The following is a 23,635-nucleotide window of genomic DNA, read 5'->3' as shown; positions in this document are numbered from 1 at the left end:
GGCGCTTAAACCGCTAAAATGCCAGGTTAGGCAAAGCGTAAGCATAGGCAAATGAAAAAATACTTTATCGCAGGCATTTTGGTGTGGGCACCGATGTCAATCACCATTTGGGTGATTGCATGGGGCTTGGGCCTGCTCGATGGTGTTTTTGGCTCTGTAATGCATGCCATTATTGCCGTATTCCCCAATCAGTTTGCTGCCGATCTACAGCATTTCCGTGAGTTACCGGGTGTTGGTATTTTGATTGTGGTTTCGGTCATCATGATGACTGGCTTAGTTGCAATTAGTTTTGCCGGGCAGTGGTGGATCAAGATGTGGAATAAGCAGATGAATCGCATTCCGATTGTGCGATCAATCTACTCCAGCGTTCAACAAGTCTCTTCCACCTTATTTTCTGGAAGTGGCCAAGCATTTAGCAAAGCATTATTAATTCGTTATCCGCATGCAGATTCTTGGGCGATTGCGTTCCAGACTGGTATGCCAGCAAAAGAAGTTGCTGCGAAGTTGGGTGAAGATTATGTGAATGTATTTTTGCCAACTACGCCAAATCCAACTTCTGGATTTTTTATGATCGTCCCGCGCGCACACACTATTGAATTAGAGATGAGTGTCGAAGAGGCGCTCAAACATATTGTTTCAATGGGATCTGTTCCTCCCACCAGTTCAACTGGCATGACCGCTATTGGGTCAAGCCATCATCTTTGATTTATAGGAAATTGTTATGTCGATGCGAAGTCATACCTGCGGTCAGGTAACTGAAACACTCATTGGTCAAGAAATTACACTCTCAGGTTGGGTGAATCGTCGCCGTGACCACGGTGGTGTGATCTTTATTGACTTGCGTGATCACCAAGGTTTTGTGCAAGTAGTGTGCGATCCAGATCGCCCAGAGATGTTTGCCTTGGCTGAGCAAGTGCGTAACGAGTTTTGTATTCAGATCAAAGGCTTGGTACGTGCACGTCCTGCCGGCACTGAAAACAATGATTTAGTGAGCGGAAAGATTGAAGTACTTTGCCATAGCTTAGTCATTCTTAATGCGTCTATTACCCCTCCATTCCAATTGGAAGATGAGAACTTATCTGAGACCACTCGCTTAACCCACCGCGTACTGGATTTGCGTCGCCCGCAAATGCAAAAGAATTTGCGTTTGCGTTATAACGTCGCTATGGAATGCCGTCGCTACTTGGATGCAGCGGGCTTTATTGATATCGAAACACCGATGTTGACCAAGAGTACCCCCGAAGGCGCGCGTGACTATTTAGTCCCATCTCGCGTTCATGATGGTCAGTTCTTTGCATTGCCACAGTCCCCCCAGCTGTTTAAACAGTTGTTGATGGTGGCTGGCTTTGATCGCTACTACCAGATTACGAAGTGTTTCCGAGACGAAGATTTGCGTGCTGACCGTCAGCCTGAATTTACTCAGATTGACTGTGAAACAGCTTTCTTGGACGAATTAGAAATCCGTGAGTTATTTGAGAACATGATCCGTCATATTTTCAAAACCACCATGAATGTTGAGTTGCCTAATCCATTCCCAACGATGCCTTACTCAGAAGGTATGGCGCGCTTCGGTTCAGATAAGCCAGATCTGCGTGTGAATTTTGAGTTCACAGAATTGACTGACTTGATGAAAGATGTGGATTTCAAAGTATTCTCTGGCGCAGCAAACCAAGAGGGTGGGCGCGTAGTTGGTTTGTGCGTACCTGGTGGTGCTGAAATTAGCCGTAGTGAAATTGATGACTACACTCAATTCGTAGCAATCTATGGCGCCAAAGGTTTGGCGTGGATCAAGGTGAACTCAGTTGCTGAAGGTCGCAATGGTTTGCAGTCACCAATCGTGAAGAACTTGCATGATGCTGCGATTGAAGGCATCTTGAAGCGCACTGGTGCAAAAGATGGCGATATTATTTTCTTCGGTGCTGATAAAGAAAAGGTAGTCAATGACGCTATCGGTGGCTTGCGTTTGAAAATTGGTCATTCTGCTTGGGGTAAAGAGCATGGCCTCTCCACCGAAGGTTGGAAGCCGTTGTGGGTAGTGGACTTCCCGATGTTTGAGTATGACGAAGACAATGCCCGTTGGGTTGCATGTCACCATCCATTTACAAGCCCTAAAGATGAGCATATGCAGTACCTCGAATCCAATCCTGGTAAGTGCTTAGCTAAAGCCTATGACATGGTTCTGAACGGTAGTGAGATTGGTGGCGGATCAGTCCGTATTCATCAAGAGGTAGTACAGAGTCAAGTATTCCGTGCATTGAAAATTGGTCCTGAAGAAGCGCAGGCCAAGTTTGGATTCTTGTTAGATGCCTTGCAATATGGTGCGCCTCCGCATGGTGGTATTGCGTTTGGTTTGGATCGCATCGTCACAATGATGACCGGAGCTGAATCTATTCGTGATGTGATCGCATTCCCTAAAACGCAACGTGCGCAGTGCTTATTGACGCAGGCTCCTAGCCCAGTGGATGAGCGTCAGCTAAAAGAATTGCATATTCGTTTGCGCCAAGCTGCTCCAGCTGCTTAAGCAGGAAAGTCTTAAAGCATCTTGAAAATCCCCATTTCGGTTTTAGTGGTTATTTACAAATCGAATGGGGAGGTCTTGCTGATAGAGCGGGCCGATAAAGCCAACTTCTGGCAATCTGTTACTGGCAGTGTTGATGCTATTGATGAAGATCTCAAGGTCGCCGCTGCACGCGAGGTTTTTGAGGAGACTGGAATTGATGTTGCCGCCCTCCCCATGGGCTCTCTACAAGATATGCATCATCAGATTGAGTATGAAATCTATCCGCAGTGGCGTCACCGCTACGCCCCTGGAGTGACTAGAAATGTCGAGCATTGGTTCTCACTGTTGGTACCAGATGCTACTCAAGTTCAATTGGCTCCCAGAGAGCATGTCGCCTATGAGTGGCTGCCGTTTGCGGATGCTGCTAGTAAATGTTTTTCTCCCAGCAATGGTGCGGCTATTCTGCAATTGTTCTCTGCGGCTTAGCGTAGAAGTGACTAAGATAGAGAGATGAGACATTCATCAGGGCATCACCACTCGGCAGCAGATTCAAAGTCTTCACAAGGCAGTGACTGGAAAGTCATTCGTGATTTACTTCCCTATCTACTGGAATATAAATTTAGGGTAGCGATTGCTCTGACATGCTTAGTCGCTGCCAAGGTTACCAACCTCGGCATTCCGATTTTGATGAAGCAATTGATTGATGCACTCAATATCAAGGCGGATTCTCCTCAGGCCTTGCTGGTGGTACCTGCTGGATTGATCTTGGCTTATGGCTTCTTAAGAATCTCTGCCTCGATTTTTACTGAGTTGCGTGAATCCCTTTTTGCGCGCGTGACGCAAAATGCGGTGCGTAAAGTGGCTCTTCAAGTTTTTGAGCATTTGCACTCTCTAGCGCTTAGCTTTCATTTGGCTCGTCAGACTGGCGGAGTTAGTCGAGATATTGAGCGTGGTACCCGCGGCATCCAGTCGCTGATCTCCTACTCCCTGTACAGCATCCTGCCAACCCTGATTGAATTTTGTTTGGTGCTTGGATTCTTGGCTTACGCATACGATATTTGGTTTGCCGCTATTACACTTGTCGCCTTAGTCCTTTATATCGTCTTCACAGTAGTAGTGACTGAATGGCGCACCCATTTTCGCCGCACCATGAATGACATGGATTCCAAGGCCAATCAGAAGGCGATTGACTCACTCCTCAATTTTGAGACCGTGAAGTATTTTGGTAATGAGGCATTTGAAGCGAGTCGCTACGATCAGAATTTATTGCGCTATCAAGCTGCTGCTGTTAAATCTCAGAAATCCTTAGCAGTGCTGAACTTTGGACAGCAGACTATTATTGCGGTCGGCTTAGTTCTCATACTTTGGCGTGCGACCTTAGGCGTGATCGACGGATCTATGACCTTGGGTGACTTAGTTTTGGTTAACACCCTGATGATTCAGTTGTACATTCCATTGAACTTCTTAGGGGTGATCTATCGCGAGATTAAGCAGGCGCTGACGGATATGGATCGCATGTTCTCGCTTCTCAATACTGAGAAAGAGATTGCTGATGCGCCCAATGCGACATCTTTGCTTATTAGCAATCAAGGTCGTGGACCTGATGTTCGTTTTGAGAATGTCTCGTTTCATTACGATGCCAAGCGTGAAATTCTCAAGGATGTAAGTTTTAGTATTCCAGCGGGAACAATTACTGCGGTCGTGGGGCAAAGCGGCGCTGGTAAGAGCACCTTAGCCCGCTTACTGTTTCGTTTTTACGATGTTCAGTTCGGAAAGATCCTGATTGATGATCAAAATATTGTCGACGTCACGCAATCGAGTTTACGTAAGGCGATTGGTATCGTTCCGCAAGATACAGTTCTGTTTAATGACACTATTGGCTACAACATCGCTTACGGCAATCCCAATGCTTCAATTGAGGAGGTTTATGAGGCTGCTAGAGCTGCACAGATCGATCGTTTTATTAAGCACCTCCCAGATGGTTATGACACCCAAGTAGGTGAACGTGGCTTAAAGTTGTCGGGTGGTGAGAAGCAGCGTGTTGCGATTGCACGTACTTTACTTAAAAAGCCAGCAATGCTTATTTTTGATGAAGCAACCTCAGCCTTGGACTCTAAGACAGAGCGCGCTTTTCAGGAGGAGCTGCTTGGCTTGGCTAAAAACCGTACTACTTTGATCATTGCCCATAGGCTTTCCACGATTATTCACGCTGATCAAATATTGGTCATGGATCATGGCCAGATTGTGGAGCGTGGAACACATGCCGAACTACTGGCTGCTAATGGTCGATATGCTGAGATGTGGCAAATGCAAGAGCGCAGTACTGTTGATTAGAATAACTGCATGAGCCAGCAAGAAACTATTCTCAAAAATGCCTTTGCAGCCGCTTTAGCGGTTGCTGACCCTAAGAAAATCGTCCCAGAATATCTTGCCAAGATCTTCCCGCAAGGTTCAGAGCCTCAAGGGAAGTGTTTGGTAGTGGGCGCAGGTAAAGCGAGTTCTTCTATGGCAACGGCTCTAGAGTCCCATGCGAAGAATCATTGGCCCAATGTAATTCTTGAGGGTGTAGTGCTAACCCGATATGGTCACCACTCTCCCACTAGTCATGTCCAAATTATTGAAGCAGGCCACCCTGTTCCGGATCAAGCGGGCATGGATGGTGCTCAAAAAATCTACCGTTTAGTAAGTAAGTTGAATCAAGGTGATGTTTTGATTGCCTTGATCTCTGGAGGTGGCTCCAGCCTACTTACTTTGCCTCAGGCTGGTATCAGCATTGAGGATATGCGCAAGACTACTGAAGCGCTATTGCGTTCCGGTGCGCCGATCGAGGAGATGAATGTTGTTCGTAAACACTTGTCAGCGATTTTGGGTGGTAATTTAGCAAGGCTGGCGATTGCGCGAGGCGCTCGAGTCGAGGCTTTACTGATTTCTGATGTCACGGGAGATGCTCCCGCTGATATTGCTAGCGGCCCTTGTGCTCCGGATTACTCGACTTACCAAGATGCTTTAGATATTTTGGCGAAACATCATTTAGGTGCCGACGCTATTCCGGGTTCAGTTTTATCCCACTTGCAGCGCGGTGTAGCTGGTGAGGTTCCTGAAACTTTAAAAGAAGCCGATCTAAAAAATGTTTCAGTAAAAAATCATGTGATTGCCACTGCTTATAAGAGCCTTGAGGCTGCTGCCGAGTATGTTCGCACACAAGGTTATGAGTCAATGATGTTGGGTGACACTATTACCGGCGAAGCTCAAGAGGTAGGTATAGAACAAGCGGCCTTAGCACGCCAGCATTTGCTGGCTAAGGCTGACAATCCAATCGCCCTTATTTCGGGCGGTGAATGCACTGTAACCATCCCTAAAGGAGTGAAGGGCCGAGGTGGTCGCTGTAGCGAATACCTACTTTCACTTTTTTCCGCCTCTGCAGATCTGCCCAATATTTCGGCCCTAGCTGCGGATACTGATGGTATCGATGGCAGTGAAAAAAATGCCGGCGCCTGGTTTACTCCGGCAATTCGACAGGCTGCCAATACGCAAGGCCTGATTCCATCGCAATACCTAGACCAGCATGATTGCTATGGTTTTTTTGCGCAATTAGATGCTTTGGTGGAAACTGGCCCTACACTGACGAATGTGAATGATTTCCGCATCATTTTGCTAGATAAATAATTATGACTAATACCTCAACCCAAATTCAACTGATTCAGCCAGATGATTGGCATTTGCATATTCGTGATGGTGAAGTCATGAAAGATGTTTTGGCAGATACTGCACGTCAATTTGCGCGCGCCATCATCATGCCGAATTTAAAGCCACCAGTAACTACGGTTGATTTGGCAAATGCCTATCGCACTCGAATTGAAACGAATCTTCAATCCTTGGGTGTGACCAGCTTTACTCCCTTGATGACTTTATATCTCACGGATAACACTTCGGCGGATGAAGTGCGCAAAGCAAAAGCTGCTGGTATTGTTGGTTTTAAGCTTTATCCCGCTGGAGCAACAACCAATAGTGATGCTGGTGTCAGCGATATCAAACGTTGCTATGCTGCGCTAGAAGCGATGCAAGCCGTCAGTATGCCTTTGTTAGTGCATGGTGAAGTAACTAGCGCTGAGATTGACATCTTTGATCGCGAGGCAGTATTTATCGATCAAGTGCTCGAGCCTTTGCGCAAGGATTTTCCTGATCTCAAGATCGTGTTTGAACACATCACTACCAAGCAGGCTGCGCACTATGTACGTGATGCACAAACTGCGGGTAAAAATAGCTTAGCTGCCACTATCACTCCACAACACTTATTGATGAATCGCAATGCAATTTTTGCTGGCGGTATTCGTCCGCATAATTATTGTTTACCAGTGCTCAAGCGTGAAGAGCATCGCGTTGCCTTGCTCGAAGCTGCAACAAGTGGCAGCCCCAGATTTTTCTTGGGCACTGATAGTGCGCCACACGCTAAGGGTGCCAAAGAGGCTGCTTGTGGTTGTGCTGGTTGTTACAGTGCTTTCAATGCCTTGGGTTTATATGCTGAAGCATTTGAGAGTGTTGGTAAGTTGGATAAGCTTGAGGGCTTCGCCAGTTTCTTTGGGCCCGACTTTTATTCCTTGCCACGCAATACCCAGAAAATTACTTTAGTGAAGCAGGCACAAAGTATTCCAACCGAGCTTCCTTTGGGCGATGCTACGATCGTGCCGCTGCGTGCTGGTGAGACCATCGCCTGGAACTTGGCTTAAGGCCGCCCCCACATTCTTCAGATCCTTTTTAGGATAAATTTCTGCGACTGCGTTAGACTGCAGACGCAGAGTCAATTGGGCAATCGCCGCCTCTTTATTGAGGGGGAGGAAAGTCCGGACTCCATAGGGAAGGGTGATGGCTAACGGCCATCCACGGTGACGTGAGGAATAGGGCCACAGAGACGAGCGTATTTAGTTACGGTGAAACGCGGTAACCTCCACCTGGAGCAATCCCAAGTAAGCAGGCGATGAGGCGTCCCGCTGAGTCTGCGGGTAGGGAGCTTGAGCCGTCAGGTAACTGCCGGCCTAGAGGAATGATTGCCCCTAGATGCAAATCTAGGCGACAGAATCCGGCTTATCGATTGACTCTGCACTTTCTAAATACTTACGAGTCGTTCAGGACGTCAATCGAATAAGTGATCTCAGCTGTTTTGGCGAGCATGCTTGTAGCTGAGCAGTATTTCTCGTGGGATAACTTCACCGCACGCTCAACTTTAGCTAAATCGAGGTTTTTGCCTTTAACTGTGAAATGCAGATTAATTTTGGTAAAGACTTTGGGTTCAGTCTCTGCCCGTTCGGCAGAAAGCTGAACATCGCAGGCGCTGACCTCCTGACGAGCCTTTTGTAGGATCAAAACCACATCAAAGGCAGAGCACCCGCCAGTTCCGGCCAAAATGAGCTCCATAGGCCTAGGGGCGCTATTTTTACCTCCAGCCTCGGGTGGGCCATCCATCGTTACCTGATGGCCACTCCCAGTTTCTGCTGAAAAGGCCATTCCGCCATTACCCAACCAAGTTACTCGACATTCCATGTTGTAGTGACCTCTAAATTGCTAAATTAATCAATATTATCAATAGTTTACCAATAATTAGGGGCTTCAGTTGCCAGTCAGATTTTTGTGAAAAAGCATCAAAAACTTGATTTTGGTCAATTCTCTTGCGTTGCACCATATATCTTGTGTAGAATAACCATATTGGTAGTCAGTCTTATATAAGAGTTTGACTTACCTCCCAGTGTCTCCTCCACTTAAACATAGGTGGATTCCAACCCAGGACTCGTTCCTGGGTTTTTTTTTGGGTTACAATTCAAGGCTTTACTGAATTACCGAACCAGTCAGCGGTAATTTGTTGTACCAGGTGAATTACAGAATCTGCGAGCTTGCAAACATAAGCAGGGCCAAGGTGGACGTAGTTTGGTTGGAGTAATTTTTTTTGACTATAACAATTTGAGAAATCATGAAAACTTTTTCTGCAAAATCCCATGAGGTAGTGCATGAATGGTTCGTGATTGACGCTACGGACAAAGTCCTCGGTCGTGTCGCCAGTGAAGTGGCACTCCGTCTACGCGGCAAGCACAAGCCTGAATACACCCCACACGTTGATACTGGCGACTTCATTGTTGTCATCAACTCTTCTAAGCTGCGTGTTACAGGCACAAAAGGCTTGAACAAAATTTATTACCGTCACAGCGGATACCCAGGTGGTATTAGCTCGACTAACTTCGACAAGATGCAAGATCGTTTTCCAGGTCGTGCTTTAGAGAAGGCTGTGAAGGGTATGTTGCCAAAAGGCCCACTTGGTTATGCCATGATTAAGAAATTAAAAGTCTATGGCGACGCCAGTCATCCGCATGCGGCTCAACAGCCAAAAGCGTTAGAGATTTAAGGAAACCAAATGGCTATTAATTACGGAAATTGGAATTACGGTACAGGTCGTCGCAAGAGCTCTGTAGCACGTGTATTCATTAAATCTGGTAAAGGTGAGATTACTGTTAACGGTAAACCTATCGATGCTTACTTTGCTCGCGAAACATCACGCATGATCGCTCGTCAGCCTTTGGCTCTTACAGCCCACCTAACAACCTTTGATATCAAAGTAAACGTTAGCGGCGGCGGTGAAACTGGCCAAGCTGGTGCAGTTCGTCACGGCGTTACTCGTGCATTGATCGACTACGACAACGCATTGAAACCAGCCCTGTCTAAAGCAGGTTTGGTTACTCGCGATGCTCGTGAAGTTGAGCGTAAAAAAGTTGGTCTGCATGGCGCGCGTCGTCGTAAGCAGTTCAGCAAGCGCTAATTTCTTTCAGTCGCTTAAGTTTTATCGAAAGGGTCGCGCAAGCGGCCCTTTTTGTTTCTACAATCTAGGTATTCAAGAAATAAAATTCATCTGTTGGTATTTTGGAGAATGGCATGATTAAAGTTGGCATCGTAGGTGGCACTGGATATACCGGAGTGGAATTACTACGTTTATTGGCGCAACACCCCGAAGTAAAAATTCAGGCAATTACTTCCCGTACAGAAGCTGGCATACCAGTCGCTGAGATGTTCCCATCTTTACGGGGCCGCATTGATCTGAAATTCACGACACCAGATGAAGCCAAGTTAAATGAGTGCGACGTAGTATTCTTTGCAACACCGCATGGCGTTGCAATGGCACAAGCCAAAGAATTACTCGCCAACAATGTGAAGATTTTGGATTTAGCTGCCGACTTCCGTTTAAAAGATGTTAAAGAGTTTGCTAAGTGGTACGGCATGGAGCATGGCTGCCCAGAAATCTTGGCAGAGGCAGTTTATGGTTTGGCAGAGATCAATCGTGAAGCAATTAAAAAAGCGCGCGTAGTGGGTTTAGCTGGTTGCTATCCAACTTCTGTGCAGCTTGGGCTTGCTCCCTTGCTTTCGCCAAAGTCTACCGGCGGCAAACAGCTAATTGATGGCACGCATATTATTTCTGATTCAAAGTCAGGCACGTCTGGTGCTGGACGTAAGGCAGAGATCGGTACCTTGCTGTCAGAGTCTAGCGATAACTTCAAAGCCTATGGTGTTAAAGGCCATCGTCACCTCCCGGAAATTGTCCAGGGCTTGAAGGCGATTGCTGGTCACGATCAGATTGGTCTGACATTTGTGCCGCATTTGACGCCAATGATTAGAGGTATTCATTCAACCTTGTATGTCCGCTTGACTGAGGCTGGCATGAAGATGGATTTCCAAAAGCTGTATGAGGATTTCTACAAAGGAGAGCCTTTTGTGGATGTAATGCCAGCAGGTAGCCATCCAGAAACACGCTCTGTGCGGGGCAGCAATGGCTTGCGTATTGCCATTCATCGTCCTGGCAATGGCGATACTTTGGTTATTTTGGTGGTTGAGGATAATTTGGTGAAGGGTGCCTCAGGCCAGGGTGTTCAGTGTATGAACCTCATGTTTGGCTTGCCTGAAACCACTGGATTGACTCAGATTGCAGTTTCACCATAATAGGGTAGCGGTAAAGACCCTTCAGCACGCTTGGAATTAAAAGCCTAAAATAAGTTATTGTCTTTTGAATTAGGAGTAAATCATGACCCAACTAGCTACGCAAGAAACTGCGCAACCAGCACAAGATTTAGCTGAACCACCAACTCCATTGGTGTTTACGGATAGTGCTGCTGCAAAAGTGGCTGACTTGATTGCTGAAGAAGGCAATCCTGAATTAAAACTACGCGTGTTTGTTCAAGGCGGCGGTTGCTCAGGATTTCAATATGGCTTCACATTTGATGATGCTGTGAATGAAGATGACACACTCTTTGAAAAGAATGGCGTGACTTTATTGGTGGATTCAATGAGCTTCCAATATTTAGTTGGTGCAGAGATTGATTACAAAGAAGATATCAATGGCTCACAGTTCGTAATCAAAAATCCAAATGCGCAAACTACTTGTGGTTGCGGATCTTCTTTCTCTGCTTAAAGAGAGAAAGCAATTTAATTACGCAGGATAGCAAGCGCCTAGAATTCTAGGGCCCTTCGCTCCCGTAACGGCTGGCAAATTTGCTGGCCGTTTTTCTTTATGAGCCCAAGCAAGCCAAGCGAACGCGAGCCCTTCTACGAGTTGTGGGTCAATGCCAAGCGCATCACTGGTAACAATCTCCAGTGAGTTTTTAAATAAGTCTTCAGCTCTGGATTTAAATAATTCCAATAAGGCAATATTGCGCGCACCGCCACCGCAGATAACCAGCATCTGGGTTTGCGGGGCGTAGCGCTCTAAAGCTTGCAAGGCTGAGTCCACAGTTAATTGCAATAGCGTTGCTTGAACATCTTCTGCATTAATGTTGTCTGAGCCAATTTGCTTATGCAACCACCCTAGATGAAAGTCATCGCGCCCCGTGCTTTTGGGCGGAGCCTTTGCGAAAAATGAATCTGTCATCATTCTTGATAACAGCGCTTGATTGACTTTGCCTTGTGATGCCCAAGTACCGTTCTCATCAAAGGCATGTCCTTGCTGCTCCGCAATCCAGGCATCCATCAAAATATTGCCGGGACCACAATCAAAACCTTTAACCTCACCCTCTTTGGGTAATAGCGTGAGGTTGGCAATTCCGCCAAGGTTGAGCACAGAGATATTTTTATCTGTAGCAAACTGTTGCGCATGAAAGGCTGGCACTAGAGGTGCACCATGACCACCTGCTGCTAAATCACGACTTCTAAAGTCAGCAATGACATCAATCCCAGTGAGTTCCGCTAATAGGGCTGGATTGAGAGTTTGATGGGTATAGGCAAGGTGATAAGCCAGATCAGCCTGGTGACGAATGGTCTGGCCATGCGCGCCAATAGCACTGATATCTGCAGGAGATAGTTTGGCCTGACTTAGTAATTGTTTGACAGCATCCGCATAGGCTGCGGCTAAGGCGTTGCTGGCTTGGTTTTCCCGGTGAATCTCGTTTGGCCCAGGGGTCTGGAGATCTAGTAGCGCTTTACGTAATTCGGGGCTAAAGGCAATGCTTACGGAGTCCAGCAGGGATGTCTCCCCGGAGGCTTCAATCTTTGCCAGCACGGCATCTATCCCATCTAGGCTAGTGCCAGACATCAGGCCAATATAGAGGGATTGAGGCTTATTCATGCTGTATCAGGACTTTGTTCTCAGGAATGCGACAATTATGCTTTAGCAATCTAAATACTAATTTAACCGACTAAGTAAGTCACTAAGCTAACCCAATCAGCATGACGGCTAAACCAGAACAAAAATACCCACTGACCCCCGAAGTTTTTGCAGCCCTTGAAGTGACTAAAAGGGGTTGTGACGAGTTATTGGTTGAAGCTGACTGGATTCAGAAGCTAGCTAAAAGCCAGGCTACAGGCACACCTTTGCGTATTAAATTGGGCTTAGATCCAACTGCGCCGGATATTCATTTGGGTCATACTGTTGTTTTGAACAAATTGCGTCAGCTTCAAGATTTGGGTCATACGGTCATTTTCTTGATTGGCGACTTCACCAGCATGATTGGTGATCCCTCCGGACGGAATGCAACACGTCCCCCACTGACCGCTGAAGAAATTGCTGTCAATGCGCAGACCTACTATCGCCAAGCGAGTATGGTGCTGGATCCTGCTAAAACTGAAGTCCGTTACAACAGCGAGTGGTGCGACCCTCTGGGTGCGCGCGGCATGATTCAGTTGGCAGCGCGATATACCGTTGCGCAAATGTTAGAGCGCGATGACTTTACCAAGCGCTACCGTAGCGGTGTACCTATCTCTGTACATGAGTTTTTGTATCCATTGATGCAAGGCTATGACTCCGTTGCTTTAAAGAGTGATTTAGAGCTTGGTGGTACTGATCAAAAATTTAATCTTTTAGTTGGGCGCGAGCTCCAACGTGAGTATGGTCAAGAGCCACAATGTATTTTGACCATGCCTCTCCTCGTTGGTTTGGATGGAGTAGACAAGATGAGTAAGTCCAAAGGCAATTACATTGGCATCAGCGAACCAGCTGGTGAGATGTTTGGCAAGCTCTTGAGTATCTCCGATAAATTAATGTGGGATTACTTCACATTGCTGTCATTCCGCCCTATGGCGGAGATTGATTTAATGAAGCAAGAAGTTGCTGCCGGCAGAAATCCTAAAGATTGCAAAGTGCTGCTTGCACAAGAAATCGTTGCCCGATTCCACTCGCAAGCAGCTGCAGAAAAAGCGCTTGAAGACTTTAATCACCGCGCTAAAGGCGGTGTACCTGACGACATTCCAGAGGTAAATCTTTCTGGTGCCCCAATGCAGATCGCCAATGTTCTGAAGGCAGCTGGATTGGCGCCATCCACTTCCGAAGCGAATCGCAACATCGAGCAAAACGGTGTGAAGATTGATGGTGCAGCAGTTGCTGATAAGCAGTTAAAAGTGGAAGCCGGAACTTACGTAGTGCAGGTAGGTAAGCGTAAGTTCGCTAAGGTGACAATAATTAAATAGCGGTAAGGAAATTAACTGCACCGTTCGATACATCACTATGTTGCTTGTGAGAAAAATATGAATCACGATGAGACATACGCTTAACCATCTTTTAAAAAAATACGCTTTTTATTTCGGCGGAGATCAGCCATACGTTTCTTGGCTAGAGCGCTTCCGATCAGTATTCGGAGTATTTGCAGGTCTTTTACTCGTGCTCTTTATCTCAAGGTATCTTGGGGATCTAAGTGGAGTTAATGAATGGCTTATGGCTTCTTTGGGCGCCAGTGCTTTATTAGTTTTTGTGCTCCCACAGAGTCCTATGGCCCAACCTTGGGCGGTCATTGCAGGCAATACCTTATCTGCTTTAGTCGGTATTTCAGTAATTCATTTTGTAGGTGATCCACTCATTGCAATGTCATTTGCAGCCAGTCTATCTATTTTGGGAATGTTTATTTTGCGTTGCTTGCATCCCCCGGCAGCCGCAATTGCTTTAATTGTGGTGCTCGGCAATGTAATGAATTATCGATATGCAATATTTCCGATATTGATAGATTCTGCAATCCTGGTTTTGGTTGGAGCAGCCTACAGTAATTTAACTGGTAAAAGTTACCCCAACAGGCCAAACTAGGGTTGGTGACTATTCTCAGCTTATCTGAGTTGTTTCAAGAAATCTGGCCATTATCGTTGGGTGGTGTTAACCCAAAGTGCTCGTAGGCTTGACGCGTTGCCACTCTTCCTCTAGAGGTTCTCTGCAAGTAGCCCTGTTGTATCAGGTAGGGCTCTAGGACATCCTCAATGGTGTCACGCTCCTCACCAATCGCTGCCGCTAAGTTATCAATGCCTACTGGGCCACCATCAAACTTATGCAAAATGGCTTCTAGTAATTTACGATCCATCACATCAAACCCGCTTGGATCGACATCGAGCATCTTCAATGCTGCATCGGCCATGGCTTTAGTAATAGTTCCGGTACCTTTAACTTCAGCATAGTCACGTACGCGACGTAATAGGCGATTAGCGATACGTGGAGTGCCTCTGGCGCGCTTCGCAATCTCAATTGATCCCTCTGGGTCAATATCAGCTTTGAGTAGGCTTGCAGAGCGCGTAATGATTTTGGTGAGCTCTTCAGTAGTGTAGAACTCGAGTCTTGCCACAATGCCGAAGCGATCACGCAGTGGATTGGTGAGCATACCGGCACGTGTAGTTGCACCAATGAGTGTGAATGGCTTGAGATCAATTTTGACGCTGCGTGCTGCAGGGCCCTCACCAATCATGATGTCTAGGCTGTAGTCTTCTAGTGCTGGGTACAGGATCTCTTCAACTACCGGAGAGAGGCGATGAATCTCATCAATGAAGAGCACATCGTTTGCTTCTAAATTAGTCAGTAAAGCAGCGAGGTCACCAGGTCTATCGAGAACGGGGCCGCTAGTTTGGCGCAAGTTCACACCAAGCTCTCTGGCAATGATGTGGGCTAGGGTAGTTTTACCAAGTCCAGGAGGACCAAACAAGAGAACGTGATCTAGAGCTTCTTGACGAGCTCGAGTTGCAGTAATAAAGATTTCTAGTTGGGCACGTGCTTTAGTTTGGCCAACATACTCATCCAGCTGTTTTGGGCGCAATGCTCTCTCAAAGACGGCTTCAGAATTACCTGCTGCACCACTAACGATGCGGTCATTGTCTTCCGGTAAATCTTCGGGAATAGAGCTCAGGTCTTCGGTGTGGATTGCCATACTGCAAGTGTAGTGGTGTTTTCGTAACTAGTTATGAAGACTTCGAGAGGTATTTGAGGCCCATGCGGATGCCATCTGAAACTGTAGTGTCAGGCGGTATTTGTTTGAGGGCAAGATGCGCTTCTTTTTCTGAATAGCCCAGCGCCAAGAGAGCTTGCAATACTTCGCTACTTGCCTCAATCACTTGGGGTTTGTCTCCCATAATTCCTAGATCGGGGGCTAATTTTCCTTTAAGCTCGAGGCAAAGACGCTCAGCAGTTTTCTTACCAATCCCCGGCACTTGAGTCAGACGCCCTGCTTCTTGCATGGCAATTGTTTGGGCTAATTCATTGACGCTCATGCCTGAAAGTACGGCAAGAGCAGTGCGTGAGCCGACACCACTTATCTTGATGAGTTGTCTAAATGCTTCACGCTCAGTTTCAGTAGCAAAGCCAAAGAGTTGCTGCGCATCTTCCCGAACTTGAAAATGTGTCAGCAGCGTTATCTTCTGACCTGCTTGAGGCAATTGATACAAGGTGCTCATGGGGACATCAACCTCATATCCAATACCTTGGCAATCTACCAAGAGACGGGGTGGGTGAACTGAAACGAGAATGCCTTGTATGCGACCAATCATGTAAAGATCTTAACCTGTTTGTATTGTTATTTCTTGCTAGTCTTTTTGGGTGCAAGAGCAGCAGTAATTGCTCTCGGAATTTGGGCATGATGCGCAGCGCAAATCGCCACTCCCAGAGCATCGGCCGCATCCGTTCCAGGGGCGCGACTTAGACGCAGTAAACGCTTCACCATTTCTTGAACTTGAGGTTTAGTAGCTCTACCAGTTCCCACGATGGACTGCTTCACTCTGAGTGCGCTGAACTCTGCAACAGGGAGCTTGTCGGATACTAAAGCTGCAATCACTGCGCCTCGTGCCTGACCTAGCATTAGAGTGGAGCGGGGATTGACGTTCAGAAATACTTCTTCGATAGCTGCTTGTTCTGGGTGGTAAGTCTCCAGCACTTCTTTAATACCCGCGTACAAGATTCCCAATCTCACAGGAAGGCCTTGGTCTGGATCACCACTTTCAATCGTCCCAGAGGCTACGTAGCTCAGTTTTTGGCCATCCACATCAATGACGCCGAAACCCGTTGTGCGTAGACCAGGGTCGATTCCTATCCAGCGCATAGGTGATTAGTGACGGAAGTGACGTGTGCCAGTAAAGATCATGGCAATGCCATGCTCATTGGCCGCAGCAATAATTTCATCATCACGCATGCTGCCACCAGGCTGGATAGCGCAGCTTGCACCACCATTTACAACGACATCTAAACCATCGCGGAATGGGAAGAAGGCATCACTTGCCACTGCAGAGCCTTTGAGGCTGAGTCCAGCATTCTCGGCTTTAATGCTGGCCATGCGCGCAGAGTCTACGCGGCTCATTTGGCCGGCTCCAATACCGAGAGTCATGCCGTTAGCGCAATACACAATTGCATTGGATTTGACGAACTTCGCAACACGCCATGCAAACATCATGTCGTGCATTTCGCTTGGGGTTGGGAGACGCTTGCTCACAACACGCATTTCATTCTCAAGAACGTTCTTGGCATCAGGGGATTGAACTAGCAAGCCACCACCTACACGTTTGAAATCAAATGCGTTAAATGCAGTGCCCAAAGGAATTTCTAAGAGACGTACATTTTGTTTGGCAGCAAAGATAGCCTTTGCTTCATCGCTAAAACTAGGTGCAATTAATACTTCTACAAACTGCTTAGAAATCGCCTCAGCTGCTGCACCATCACATGGGACGTTGAAGGCAATGATTCCGCCAAAGGCTGAACTAGGATCTGTTTTAAAGGCTTTTTCATAGGCCTCAAGTGCATTGGCACCAACGGCTACGCCGCAAGGATTGGCGTGCTTGATGATGACGCAAGCTGCAGCGCCACCAGCATTGCCGGTGAAGCTCTTGACGCACTCCCAGGCAGAGTCAGCATCAGCGATGTTGTTGTAGGAGAGTTCTTTGCCTTGTAATTGTTTGTAGTTGGCCAGTGCGCCATCAACTGGATAGATATCTTTGTAGAAGGCTGCTGATTGGTGTGGGTTCTCACCGTAGCGCATTTCTTGTACTTTTTCAAAAGCAAGGTGCAGCGTTTCTGGATAAGCAGAACGCTTCTGGTGATCGAGATCATCACCTAAGGCAGATAGATAATTCGCAATTGCGCCATCATATTGGGCGGTATGGGCAAATACCTTTTTAGCCAGGCCCAAATTAGTCTTATAAGAAACCACGTTCTTATTAGCTTTCATTTCTTCAAGTACGGGTGCGTAGTCTTCTGGGGAGATCAGTACAGTCACATCTTGGTGATTCTTGGCGGCGGCACGCAACATCGCAGGGCCACCTATATCAATGTTCTCAACCGCATCTTCAAATGAGCAATCCGCTTTAGCAACTGTTTCATTAAACGGATAGAGGTTAATCACGAGCATATCGATCGTATCGATACCATGCTCTTTCAAAGCTGCCATATGCTCAGGAAAATCTCGACGAGCCAGTAAGCCACCATGCACCATGGGGTGTAAGGTCTTTACGCGACCATCCAACATCTCTGGAAACTTCGTAAGTGAAGATACTTCCACTACTGGCAAATTATTTTCAGCTAAGAGTTTTGCAGTTCCGCCAGTAGAGATCAGCTTAACGCCTTGCTCATGAAGAGATTTAGCGAACGGCACAATGCCATTTTTATCGGAAACAGAGAGAAGGGCTGTACGGATCATATTTTTCAGAAGGATTAATTAATAAAGAATTTGCAAATAGGGTCTGGCTTATTTCAAAAGCTGGTGTTCAACCAACTTCTTATGTAGTGTGTTGCGGTTGATGCCAAGATACTGAGCCGCCAATGATTGATTCTGTTTCGCATGCTGCATGACTAATTCAAGCATCGGCTTTTCAACTACTGCGAGAACCATTTGATACAAGTCAGATGGAGGTGTTCCTTTGAGGTCATCCAAATAACGTTGGAGTTGGGTCTCAATACATTCAGTGATGGGGTGCTTATTGGTCATGGATAAATTAAATAACTAAAAACTAAATTTAGGCTGCTTCTAAAAATAACAAACGATCAGAGTGGGATTTCATTTCATTGAAAAAATCATTCACCATCTGTAATTGGGTTTTGCAATCATCGGCGGTATTCATTCTTTGGCGGAAGGCATGGGAGTCACGTAAGCCTTTGCAATACCAACCGATATGCTTGCGCGCTGTGCGCAAGCCAACATATTCACCATAGAACTCGTAGTGATCAATCAGATGGGCATTCATGATTTCCTGAATCTCATTAATCTGCGGTGTTGGTAATTTGCCGCCCGTTTCCAGAAAATGATTGATTTCACGAAAGATCCAAGGGCGCCCTTGAGCAGCGCGACCAATCATGATGGCATCGGCGCCAGTTGCTTTTAAAACAAATCCTGCTTTTTTTGGAGTAGTGATATCACCATTCGCAACCACCGGAATGGCAACGCTATTCTTTACTGCGGTAATGGTTTCATATTCTGCTTCACCGTGATACAGGTCTGCTCTCGTACGGCCGTGAACCGTCAACATGGAGATGCCAGATTTTTCAGCGAGACGTGCAATATCAATCGCATTTTTATGTTCGCGATCCCAGCCTGTCCGAATCTTTAAGGTCACAGGAACTGCATCAGGCCCTACACCTACGGCCTGAACTACGGCTTCCAAAATTTGTTGTACCAAAGGCTCGTCTCTTAATAGTGCAGAGCCAGCTGCAACATTACAAACCTTTTTGGCTGGGCAACCCATATTGATATCAATGATCTGGGCGCCATGATCGACATTAAGTTTGGCTGCGGCAGCCATCATCTGCGGATCAGCCCCTGCGATTTGCACTGCGATTGGCTTAAATTCACCTTGGTGATTAGCACGACGCTGGGTTTTCTCACTCTTCCAAAGTAATGCATTTGAGGCGATCATTTCAGATACGGCATACCCAGCACCAAGCTTTTTGCAAAGCTGACGAAATGGGCGATCTGTTACCCCAGCCATTGGGGCAACAAATAATCTATTTGCGAGCAGGTGTGGGCCAATCTTCATCTGTTTAGGGCTGGTTTCTCGATGGCTTTAAGGGCTGGGGAAAGGGTGTCACTTTAGCACAAGTCAGCCCAAATCTGCCTAAAAAATAGGCAGATTCCGTGATTTAGATCAAACGAGGAATGCTTGTCTTTTGAGGGCTATTAAAGCCCCTTAGCGCCTGCCAAACATCATCTGGCGAGCTAAGGCTGTTTTGACTGATGGGACCCATTGGAGGGCCGATAAAGCCAATCCACGACCGATCACAATTGGCAGTAGATTAGACGTGAAGATTCTGGCCATGAAGTCGGTTAGGCCAATGGTGGCAGAACGATCGGCCTTGCGACTTTGGGCGTAGTCCTTCAGGATCATTTCAATGGCTAGAGGAGTTTTTTGATCTTCAGGTTTGGAGAATAAGGCACTCAGTTTTTCGGCCAAGAGATAGGCATCCCTCAATCCAAGGTTTAGACCCTGTCCTGCAACGGGATGCAAAGTCTGAGCAGCATTGCCGATCCAAACTTCATTTCCCTGAGTAATTTCCTTGCGGTAATTAAGCCCCAACTCATAGAGACGGCGATCTTGGATTTTGAGGAACTGACCAATACGCGAACCAAACTCGGCTTGAAGGCTTTTCAGAAATTCAGCATCACTTAAAGCAAGACGTGCTTGTGAAGAACTTGGGGTTCCACACCAAACCAGATTTAGGATATTGGGACCATAGTGACTTGGCAACACTGCCAAAGGTCCTTCAGAGGTAAATCGCTCCCATGCTTGGTAGTGCTCTGCATTCTCAACCTCAACTAAGCCAACCAAAGCAGATTGCTCATAGTCTCGGCCAGACTCCACCCAATCCTGAGTTTTAAATAAACCACCTTCTGCATGAACTACACATTTGGCTTGAATATTTGATGTGTCTGTTTGCGCATCAATGTGCTTCCAAACAAAATTCGGACTTTTTGTTTGAATGACCCTTAAGGCTTTGCGCAATGTCAGGTGAATATCACGATAGCGAATGATGTGACCTAAAGCATCTTGCTTTAATTCTTCGCGAGTCATAAGCGCGCGGCCAAAACGACCTGCTTGTGACACATGCACTCGATGAATATCGGCGCATTCGGTAGGCCATGCATGAATGGTGTTGAGCAAGAGTTTGCTGCCATGCGATAAAGCAATGCCTCTGCTATCAGCAGCCGCTAAATCAGCATCCTCTAAAGGATTGCGATCGAGCAACACAATCTTGGCTTCAGGAAACTTTTGCAAGCACCATGCTGCGCAGGCTAAACCAACTGGCCCGCCACCCTGAATCGCAATATCAAAATTTGTTGCTGACATGCTTGGCAATTTAATTATTCTTCATCAGCGCTTCGATTTCATCGGTTTTGACTGGCACGTCACGAGAAATCAATTCACAACCAGAGTCGTTGACAACGGCATCATCTTCAATACGAATGCCGATATTCCAAAAGCGTTCATCTACATCATCTGCTGGACGAATGTATAAGCCTGGTTCAATAGTAAGGACCATGCCGGGCTTAAGAAGGCGCCATGGTTTTTCTGAGGAGTCTATAGATGTGCTCAGAGGTTCGCGATAGGAGCCAACATCATGTACATCCATGCCTAACCAGTGTGAGGTACGGTGCATGTAGAAGCGGCGATAGGCGCCAGTTTCAATTGCGTTATCCAAGGAGCCTAATTCAGATAGCTTGAGTAGCTTCTCATCAAGCAATCCTTGTGTCAGCACCTTAAGTGCAGCTTCATGTGGCTGCATAAATGTATTGCCAGGCTTAGTTGCTGCAATAGCCGCTTCTTGCGAAGCTAGTGTGATGTCGTAGAGCGCGCGTTGCGCCCCTGTGAACTTGCCATTCACTGGGAATGTACGAGTAATGTCGGAAGCATAGCTATCTAGTTCGCAGCCTGCATCTATTAAACAGAGTTCGCCACTACGCAGTTCAGTATCGCCAGCGCGGTAATGCAGAATGCAGGAGTTGGCACCACCAGCAACAATGCTGTTGTACGCAACGCTTTGTGCACCGCTGTAGCGGAACTCATGAAGAAGTTCGGCTTCGAGATGATATTCACGCATACCAGGTTTGCAGGCTTGCATTGCGCGAATGTGGGCGCGCGCAGAAATTTGGGCAGCACGACGCATGATGTCAATTTCATGCACATCTTTAAAGAGACGCATTTCATGAATCAAGCTCTCTACATCATGAAACTCTGATGGTGGATTAACACCAGCACGGGCCTGAGCCCGCACTTGCTTCATCCAATGACGTAAGCGACGATCCGTCTCGGCACTCTCTGAGAGGCGAATATAGACAGCATCTTGATCCGCCAATAATTCACTCAGCTTGTAATCTAAGTCATGATTGCTATGCGCATATTCCACACCCAAAATTGAAGGTGCTACATCTGGCCCTAAACGAATACCATCCCAAATCTCACGCTCAGCATCTTTGGGCCTGCAAAAAAGATGGGACTCCAGTTGAGCTTGCGATGCTGATCCAGAAGTCTTTAATACGAGTGTTGCACCCGGCTCATCAAAGCCGGTAAGGTAGAAAAAATCACTATCGTGACGATAAGGAAATTCGCTATCTCGATTACGGGAAGTCTCTGGTGCCGTATTAATGATGGCAATGCCTCCGCCAGTTTTGGCGCAGATTAGTTTTGCAAGTTCAACTCGACGTTGTTGGTAAATGGCGGATTTATTCATGCGCTGCGTTGAGCTCTTGTAATCGTTGGGGCGTACCTACATCGTGCCACGGACCGGTATATTTTTCACCGGACACTTTATTTTCAGTCATAGCCTTTCTCAGGAGCGGGGCTAGCTTAGCAGGTACATCCAACTCTACATCTTTAAAGAGGTCTCGGTGATATAGCCCAATACCGGAAAAAGTGAGTTTTTCAGCCCCATCCAGCCGATCATTAGTCACTTTGGAGTCCTTCAGATAAAAGTCCCCCTCAGGGTGCTGAACCGGGTTGGGTACCATCAAAAGATGTGCCAAGGGCTGATTTGGCATGCTTCGCAAACTGGAGACTTGTCCCAAAAGCTGCTCAATCGGTAGATTTGGGCTAAAAACATCCCCGTTGATGACCAGGAAGTAATCGCTGGGGTTGAGTAAAGGCAGTGCCTTGCGAATCCCACCTGCTGTTTCTAGGGCCCTAGTTTCTGGGGAGTAGGTAATGCCCAGATTAAATTGACTACCATTCCCTAAAGCTTCCTCGATCTTGTGGCCAAGCCAAGCATGGTTAATCACGACATCTTTAATGCCTGCCGCTCTTAATGCTTCTAAATGCCAGGCAAGTAAAGATTTGTTTTTGATGGTTAGGAGTGGCTTAGGCAATTCATCAGTGAGTGGACGCATGCGCTCGCCTCTACCGGCGGCCAGTAAAAAGCAAGGAATGAGATTGCGCTTATTCATGACGACTTGCTGTTATTTCTTAGTAGGGCGCGTCGACTCTAATATGCGTGCCAAGGGCTTCAATTCGATATAGCGATTTGCGGTGGCAATCGCATACTCGAGTACCAATGGAATATCTTTGAGATAACCATCTTTGCCATCGCGATGAAACAGCCTTGCAAAAATTCCTAAGACTTTCAGGTGGCGTTGTAAACCCATCCACTCAAAGTCACGATAGAACTGACCAAAATCAGTTGGCATAGGTAAGCCAGCTTGGCGACCTTCCTCCCAAAATTTAATCACCCAATCAATCACACGTTCTTCGGGCCACGCAATGTAAGCATCACGCCAGAGTGAAGCGGCGTCGTAAGTGATTGGTCCATACACCGCATCTTGAAAATCAATTACTCCAGGATTATTTTTTTCAGTCACCATCAGATTACGTGAGTGGTAATCGCGATGTACGTAGACTTTTGCTTGTGCAAGGTTGTTTTGAATAATGAGTTCGAATGCCTGCTTCAATTGAGAATGTTGAAGTTCAGTTAAGTCGATATGCAAATGTTTCCCTAGATACCACTCAGGAAATAAATCAAGCTCACGCTGCAAGAGCGCTTCGTCGTAGTGCGGCAATACATCCGACCTACTTGCTAATTGCATTTGAACTAAAGCGTGGGTTGCATCTTTATATAGATGATCGGCGCTCTCAGCATTGAGTTCTGCAAGGTAAGTTTTAGTGCCAAGATCGTTGAGTAAAAGAAAGCCTTCAGCCACATTCTTTTCCAAAATTTTCGGAACGTTTAGGCCGGCATTTTCGAGCAATAAATCGACCTTAATGAAGGCATCTAAGGGCTCATGTTGGGGTGGGGCATCCATCACGATCAAAGTTGGAAAATCCGGGTTTTTGGACTCAATCCGGAAATACCGCCGAAAGCTGGCATCTGCCGAGGCGGGGGCCAAAGTGGCGAGATCTAATTGCCAGCTAGGTTCAAGGCCTTTTAGCCAGTTACGGAGGGTGTCTAAGCGAGAGTCAGTCATG

At 46.8% G+C, this 23,635-nt stretch carries 24 protein-coding genes and 1 other RNA gene; 13 read left to right on the top strand and 12 right to left on the bottom strand.

Translation table 11 applies throughout. The features are described from left to right. Positions 1–51: 51 nt before the first annotated feature. The 7 genes from FD971_RS08945 (at position 52) to rnpB (ending at position 7,601) form a co-directional block, all read left to right on the top strand. On the top strand, positions 52–705 hold the full coding sequence (locus FD971_RS08945; protein WP_215333964.1) for a DUF502 domain-containing protein: 654 nt from the start codon (positions 52–54) through the stop codon (positions 703–705). 16 nt (positions 706–721) lie between these two features. Then, positions 722–2,521: an aspartate--tRNA ligase gene (aspS, locus tag FD971_RS08940; RefSeq protein WP_215333963.1), complete on the top strand. Its 1,800-nt coding sequence runs from the start codon at positions 722–724 to the stop codon at positions 2,519–2,521. A 21-nt stretch (positions 2,522–2,542) separates the two neighbouring features. Next, on the top strand, positions 2,543–2,986 hold the full coding sequence (gene nudB, locus FD971_RS08935) for a dihydroneopterin triphosphate diphosphatase (protein WP_215333962.1): 444 nt from the start codon (positions 2,543–2,545) through the stop codon (positions 2,984–2,986). A gap of 24 nt (positions 2,987–3,010) precedes the next feature. Further along, positions 3,011–4,834 carry an ABC transporter ATP-binding protein/permease gene (locus tag FD971_RS08930; RefSeq protein WP_215333961.1) on the top strand — a complete coding sequence of 608 codons (1,824 nt, stop codon included), beginning with the start codon at positions 3,011–3,013 and terminating at the stop codon, positions 4,832–4,834. A 9-nt stretch (positions 4,835–4,843) separates the two neighbouring features. Beyond that, positions 4,844–6,166: a glycerate kinase gene (locus FD971_RS08925; protein ID WP_215333960.1), complete on the top strand. Its 1,323-nt coding sequence runs from the start codon at positions 4,844–4,846 to the stop codon at positions 6,164–6,166. 2 nt (positions 6,167–6,168) lie between these two features. After that, positions 6,169–7,227, top strand: a complete 1,059-nt coding sequence (gene pyrC / locus FD971_RS08920) for a dihydroorotase (RefSeq protein WP_215333959.1) — start codon at positions 6,169–6,171, stop codon at positions 7,225–7,227. A 67-nt stretch (positions 7,228–7,294) separates the two neighbouring features. After that, positions 7,295–7,601, top strand: an RNA gene (gene rnpB, locus FD971_RS08915) — RNase P RNA component class A. 11 nt (positions 7,602–7,612) lie between these two features. Here the strand turns inward: rnpB and FD971_RS08910 are convergent. Further along, a complete protein-coding gene (locus FD971_RS08910) occupies positions 7,613–8,038 on the bottom strand; it encodes an OsmC family protein (RefSeq protein WP_215333958.1) in 426 nt (141 codons plus the stop codon). Between the two features lie 424 nt (positions 8,039–8,462). Between FD971_RS08910 and rplM the strand changes: the two genes are divergently transcribed. The 4 genes from rplM to erpA all read left to right on the top strand — a co-directional run bounded on the left by rplM (position 8,463) and on the right by erpA (position 10,943). Beyond that, positions 8,463–8,891 (top strand): 50S ribosomal protein L13, encoded by a 429-nt coding sequence (gene rplM / locus FD971_RS08905; RefSeq protein ID WP_015422034.1) that lies wholly within the window; start codon positions 8,463–8,465, stop codon positions 8,889–8,891. A 9-nt stretch (positions 8,892–8,900) separates the two neighbouring features. Continuing rightward, positions 8,901–9,302 carry a 30S ribosomal protein S9 gene (rpsI, locus tag FD971_RS08900; RefSeq protein WP_076023685.1) on the top strand — a complete coding sequence of 134 codons (402 nt, stop codon included), beginning with the start codon at positions 8,901–8,903 and terminating at the stop codon, positions 9,300–9,302. A gap of 113 nt (positions 9,303–9,415) precedes the next feature. Continuing rightward, on the top strand, positions 9,416–10,474 hold the full coding sequence (gene argC, locus FD971_RS08895; protein WP_215333957.1) for an N-acetyl-gamma-glutamyl-phosphate reductase: 1,059 nt from the start codon (positions 9,416–9,418) through the stop codon (positions 10,472–10,474). Positions 10,475–10,556: 82 nt separating this feature from the next. Beyond that, positions 10,557–10,943: an iron-sulfur cluster insertion protein ErpA gene (gene erpA / locus FD971_RS08890; protein ID WP_012358423.1), complete on the top strand. Its 387-nt coding sequence runs from the start codon at positions 10,557–10,559 to the stop codon at positions 10,941–10,943. An 18-nt stretch (positions 10,944–10,961) separates the two neighbouring features. Here erpA and FD971_RS08885 read toward each other — a convergent pair whose 3' ends face one another. After that, positions 10,962–12,092, bottom strand: coding sequence for an anhydro-N-acetylmuramic acid kinase (locus FD971_RS08885; protein ID WP_215333956.1), 1,131 nt, complete (start codon positions 12,090–12,092; stop codon positions 10,962–10,964). A gap of 101 nt (positions 12,093–12,193) precedes the next feature. On the opposite strand from FD971_RS08885, the gene tyrS reads away from it, so the two are divergent. Next, positions 12,194–13,429 (top strand): tyrosine--tRNA ligase, encoded by a 1,236-nt coding sequence (gene tyrS / locus FD971_RS08880; RefSeq protein WP_215333955.1) that lies wholly within the window; start codon positions 12,194–12,196, stop codon positions 13,427–13,429. Between the two features lie 67 nt (positions 13,430–13,496). After that, on the top strand, positions 13,497–14,036 hold the full coding sequence (locus FD971_RS08875) for an HPP family protein (protein ID WP_215333954.1): 540 nt from the start codon (positions 13,497–13,499) through the stop codon (positions 14,034–14,036). Between the two features lie 34 nt (positions 14,037–14,070). On the opposite strand, the gene ruvB is transcribed toward FD971_RS08875, so the two are convergent. The 10 genes from ruvB to FD971_RS08825 all read right to left on the bottom strand — a co-directional run bounded on the left by ruvB (position 14,071) and on the right by FD971_RS08825 (position 23,634). After that, complete coding sequence (gene ruvB / locus FD971_RS08870) at positions 14,071–15,138, bottom strand: Holliday junction branch migration DNA helicase RuvB (protein ID WP_215333953.1); 1,068 nt, start codon at positions 15,136–15,138, stop codon at positions 14,071–14,073. 31 nt (positions 15,139–15,169) lie between these two features. Then, the gene (gene ruvA / locus FD971_RS08865; protein ID WP_215333952.1) at positions 15,170–15,754 is read right to left on the bottom strand and encodes a Holliday junction branch migration protein RuvA; all 585 of its coding nucleotides are present in this window, start codon (positions 15,752–15,754) and stop codon (positions 15,170–15,172) included. Between the two features lie 26 nt (positions 15,755–15,780). Beyond that, the gene (gene ruvC, locus FD971_RS08860) at positions 15,781–16,302 is read right to left on the bottom strand and encodes a crossover junction endodeoxyribonuclease RuvC (RefSeq protein WP_215333951.1); all 522 of its coding nucleotides are present in this window, start codon (positions 16,300–16,302) and stop codon (positions 15,781–15,783) included. Positions 16,303–16,308: 6 nt separating this feature from the next. After that, positions 16,309–17,889 carry a bifunctional phosphoribosylaminoimidazolecarboxamide formyltransferase/IMP cyclohydrolase gene (gene purH, locus FD971_RS08855; protein ID WP_215333950.1) on the bottom strand — a complete coding sequence of 527 codons (1,581 nt, stop codon included), beginning with the start codon at positions 17,887–17,889 and terminating at the stop codon, positions 16,309–16,311. A gap of 48 nt (positions 17,890–17,937) precedes the next feature. Next, the gene (locus FD971_RS08850; protein ID WP_215333949.1) at positions 17,938–18,177 is read right to left on the bottom strand and encodes a helix-turn-helix domain-containing protein; all 240 of its coding nucleotides are present in this window, start codon (positions 18,175–18,177) and stop codon (positions 17,938–17,940) included. A gap of 28 nt (positions 18,178–18,205) precedes the next feature. Then, on the bottom strand, positions 18,206–19,222 hold the full coding sequence (dusB, locus tag FD971_RS08845) for a tRNA dihydrouridine synthase DusB (protein WP_215333948.1): 1,017 nt from the start codon (positions 19,220–19,222) through the stop codon (positions 18,206–18,208). Positions 19,223–19,372: 150 nt separating this feature from the next. Next, positions 19,373–20,530 carry an FAD-dependent monooxygenase gene (locus tag FD971_RS08840; RefSeq protein ID WP_215333947.1) on the bottom strand — a complete coding sequence of 386 codons (1,158 nt, stop codon included), beginning with the start codon at positions 20,528–20,530 and terminating at the stop codon, positions 19,373–19,375. A 10-nt stretch (positions 20,531–20,540) separates the two neighbouring features. Continuing rightward, entirely contained in the window at positions 20,541–21,911 is a 1,371-nt protein-coding gene (locus tag FD971_RS08835; RefSeq protein ID WP_215333946.1) for an aminopeptidase P N-terminal domain-containing protein, read from the bottom strand. Continuing rightward, the gene (murU, locus tag FD971_RS08830) at positions 21,904–22,620 is read right to left on the bottom strand and encodes an N-acetylmuramate alpha-1-phosphate uridylyltransferase MurU (protein ID WP_215333945.1); all 717 of its coding nucleotides are present in this window, start codon (positions 22,618–22,620) and stop codon (positions 21,904–21,906) included. The genes FD971_RS08835 and murU overlap by 8 nt, the downstream gene beginning before the upstream one ends. 12 nt (positions 22,621–22,632) lie before the next feature. After that, complete coding sequence (locus FD971_RS08825) at positions 22,633–23,634, bottom strand: aminoglycoside phosphotransferase family protein (protein WP_215333944.1); 1,002 nt, start codon at positions 23,632–23,634, stop codon at positions 22,633–22,635. Between the last annotated feature and the right edge of the window lies 1 nt (position 23,635).

It is taken from the genome of Polynucleobacter sp. AP-Ainpum-60-G11, assembly GCF_018688375.1.
Taxonomy (GTDB): Bacteria; Pseudomonadota; Gammaproteobacteria; order Burkholderiales; family Burkholderiaceae; genus Polynucleobacter.
The sequence above is the reverse complement of the archived record's forward strand: the minus strand, read 5'-3'. Positions and strand labels throughout refer to the sequence as shown.

Excerpts from the sequence above, each read along its gene's own strand:
- purH (WP_215333950.1), bottom strand. The coding sequence starts at position 17,889 with ATGATCCGTACAGCCCTTCTCTCTGTTTCCGATAAAAATGGCATTGTG.
- FD971_RS08930 (WP_215333961.1), top strand. The coding sequence starts at position 3,011 with ATGAGACATTCATCAGGGCATCACCACTCGGCAGCAGATTCAAAGTCT.
- FD971_RS08825 (WP_215333944.1), bottom strand. The coding sequence starts at position 23,634 with ATGACTGACTCTCGCTTAGACACCCTCCGTAACTGGCTAAAAGGCCTT.
- FD971_RS08835 (WP_215333946.1), bottom strand. The coding sequence starts at position 21,911 with ATGAATAAATCCGCCATTTACCAACAACGTCGAGTTGAACTTGCAAAA.
- aspS (WP_215333963.1), top strand. The coding sequence starts at position 722 with ATGTCGATGCGAAGTCATACCTGCGGTCAGGTAACTGAAACACTCATT.
- FD971_RS08875 (WP_215333954.1), top strand. The coding sequence starts at position 13,497 with ATGAGACATACGCTTAACCATCTTTTAAAAAAATACGCTTTTTATTTC.
- FD971_RS08885 (WP_215333956.1), bottom strand. The coding sequence starts at position 12,092 with ATGAATAAGCCTCAATCCCTCTATATTGGCCTGATGTCTGGCACTAGC.
- FD971_RS08840 (WP_215333947.1), bottom strand. The coding sequence starts at position 20,530 with ATGTCAGCAACAAATTTTGATATTGCGATTCAGGGTGGCGGGCCAGTT.
- FD971_RS08910 (WP_215333958.1), bottom strand. The coding sequence starts at position 8,038 with ATGGAATGTCGAGTAACTTGGTTGGGTAATGGCGGAATGGCCTTTTCA.
- rplM (WP_015422034.1), top strand. The coding sequence starts at position 8,463 with ATGAAAACTTTTTCTGCAAAATCCCATGAGGTAGTGCATGAATGGTTC.
- FD971_RS08925 (WP_215333960.1), top strand. The coding sequence starts at position 4,844 with ATGAGCCAGCAAGAAACTATTCTCAAAAATGCCTTTGCAGCCGCTTTA.
- FD971_RS08945 (WP_215333964.1), top strand. The coding sequence starts at position 52 with ATGAAAAAATACTTTATCGCAGGCATTTTGGTGTGGGCACCGATGTCA.
- ruvB (WP_215333953.1), bottom strand. The coding sequence starts at position 15,138 with ATGGCAATCCACACCGAAGACCTGAGCTCTATTCCCGAAGATTTACCG.
- ruvA (WP_215333952.1), bottom strand. The coding sequence starts at position 15,754 with ATGATTGGTCGCATACAAGGCATTCTCGTTTCAGTTCACCCACCCCGT.
- tyrS (WP_215333955.1), top strand. The coding sequence starts at position 12,194 with ATGACGGCTAAACCAGAACAAAAATACCCACTGACCCCCGAAGTTTTT.
- argC (WP_215333957.1), top strand. The coding sequence starts at position 9,416 with ATGATTAAAGTTGGCATCGTAGGTGGCACTGGATATACCGGAGTGGAA.
- ruvC (WP_215333951.1), bottom strand. The coding sequence starts at position 16,302 with ATGCGCTGGATAGGAATCGACCCTGGTCTACGCACAACGGGTTTCGGC.
- murU (WP_215333945.1), bottom strand. The coding sequence starts at position 22,620 with ATGAATAAGCGCAATCTCATTCCTTGCTTTTTACTGGCCGCCGGTAGA.
- erpA (WP_012358423.1), top strand. The coding sequence starts at position 10,557 with ATGACCCAACTAGCTACGCAAGAAACTGCGCAACCAGCACAAGATTTA.
- rpsI (WP_076023685.1), top strand. The coding sequence starts at position 8,901 with ATGGCTATTAATTACGGAAATTGGAATTACGGTACAGGTCGTCGCAAG.
- FD971_RS08850 (WP_215333949.1), bottom strand. The coding sequence starts at position 18,177 with ATGACCAATAAGCACCCCATCACTGAATGTATTGAGACCCAACTCCAA.
- pyrC (WP_215333959.1), top strand. The coding sequence starts at position 6,169 with ATGACTAATACCTCAACCCAAATTCAACTGATTCAGCCAGATGATTGG.
- dusB (WP_215333948.1), bottom strand. The coding sequence starts at position 19,222 with ATGAAGATTGGCCCACACCTGCTCGCAAATAGATTATTTGTTGCCCCA.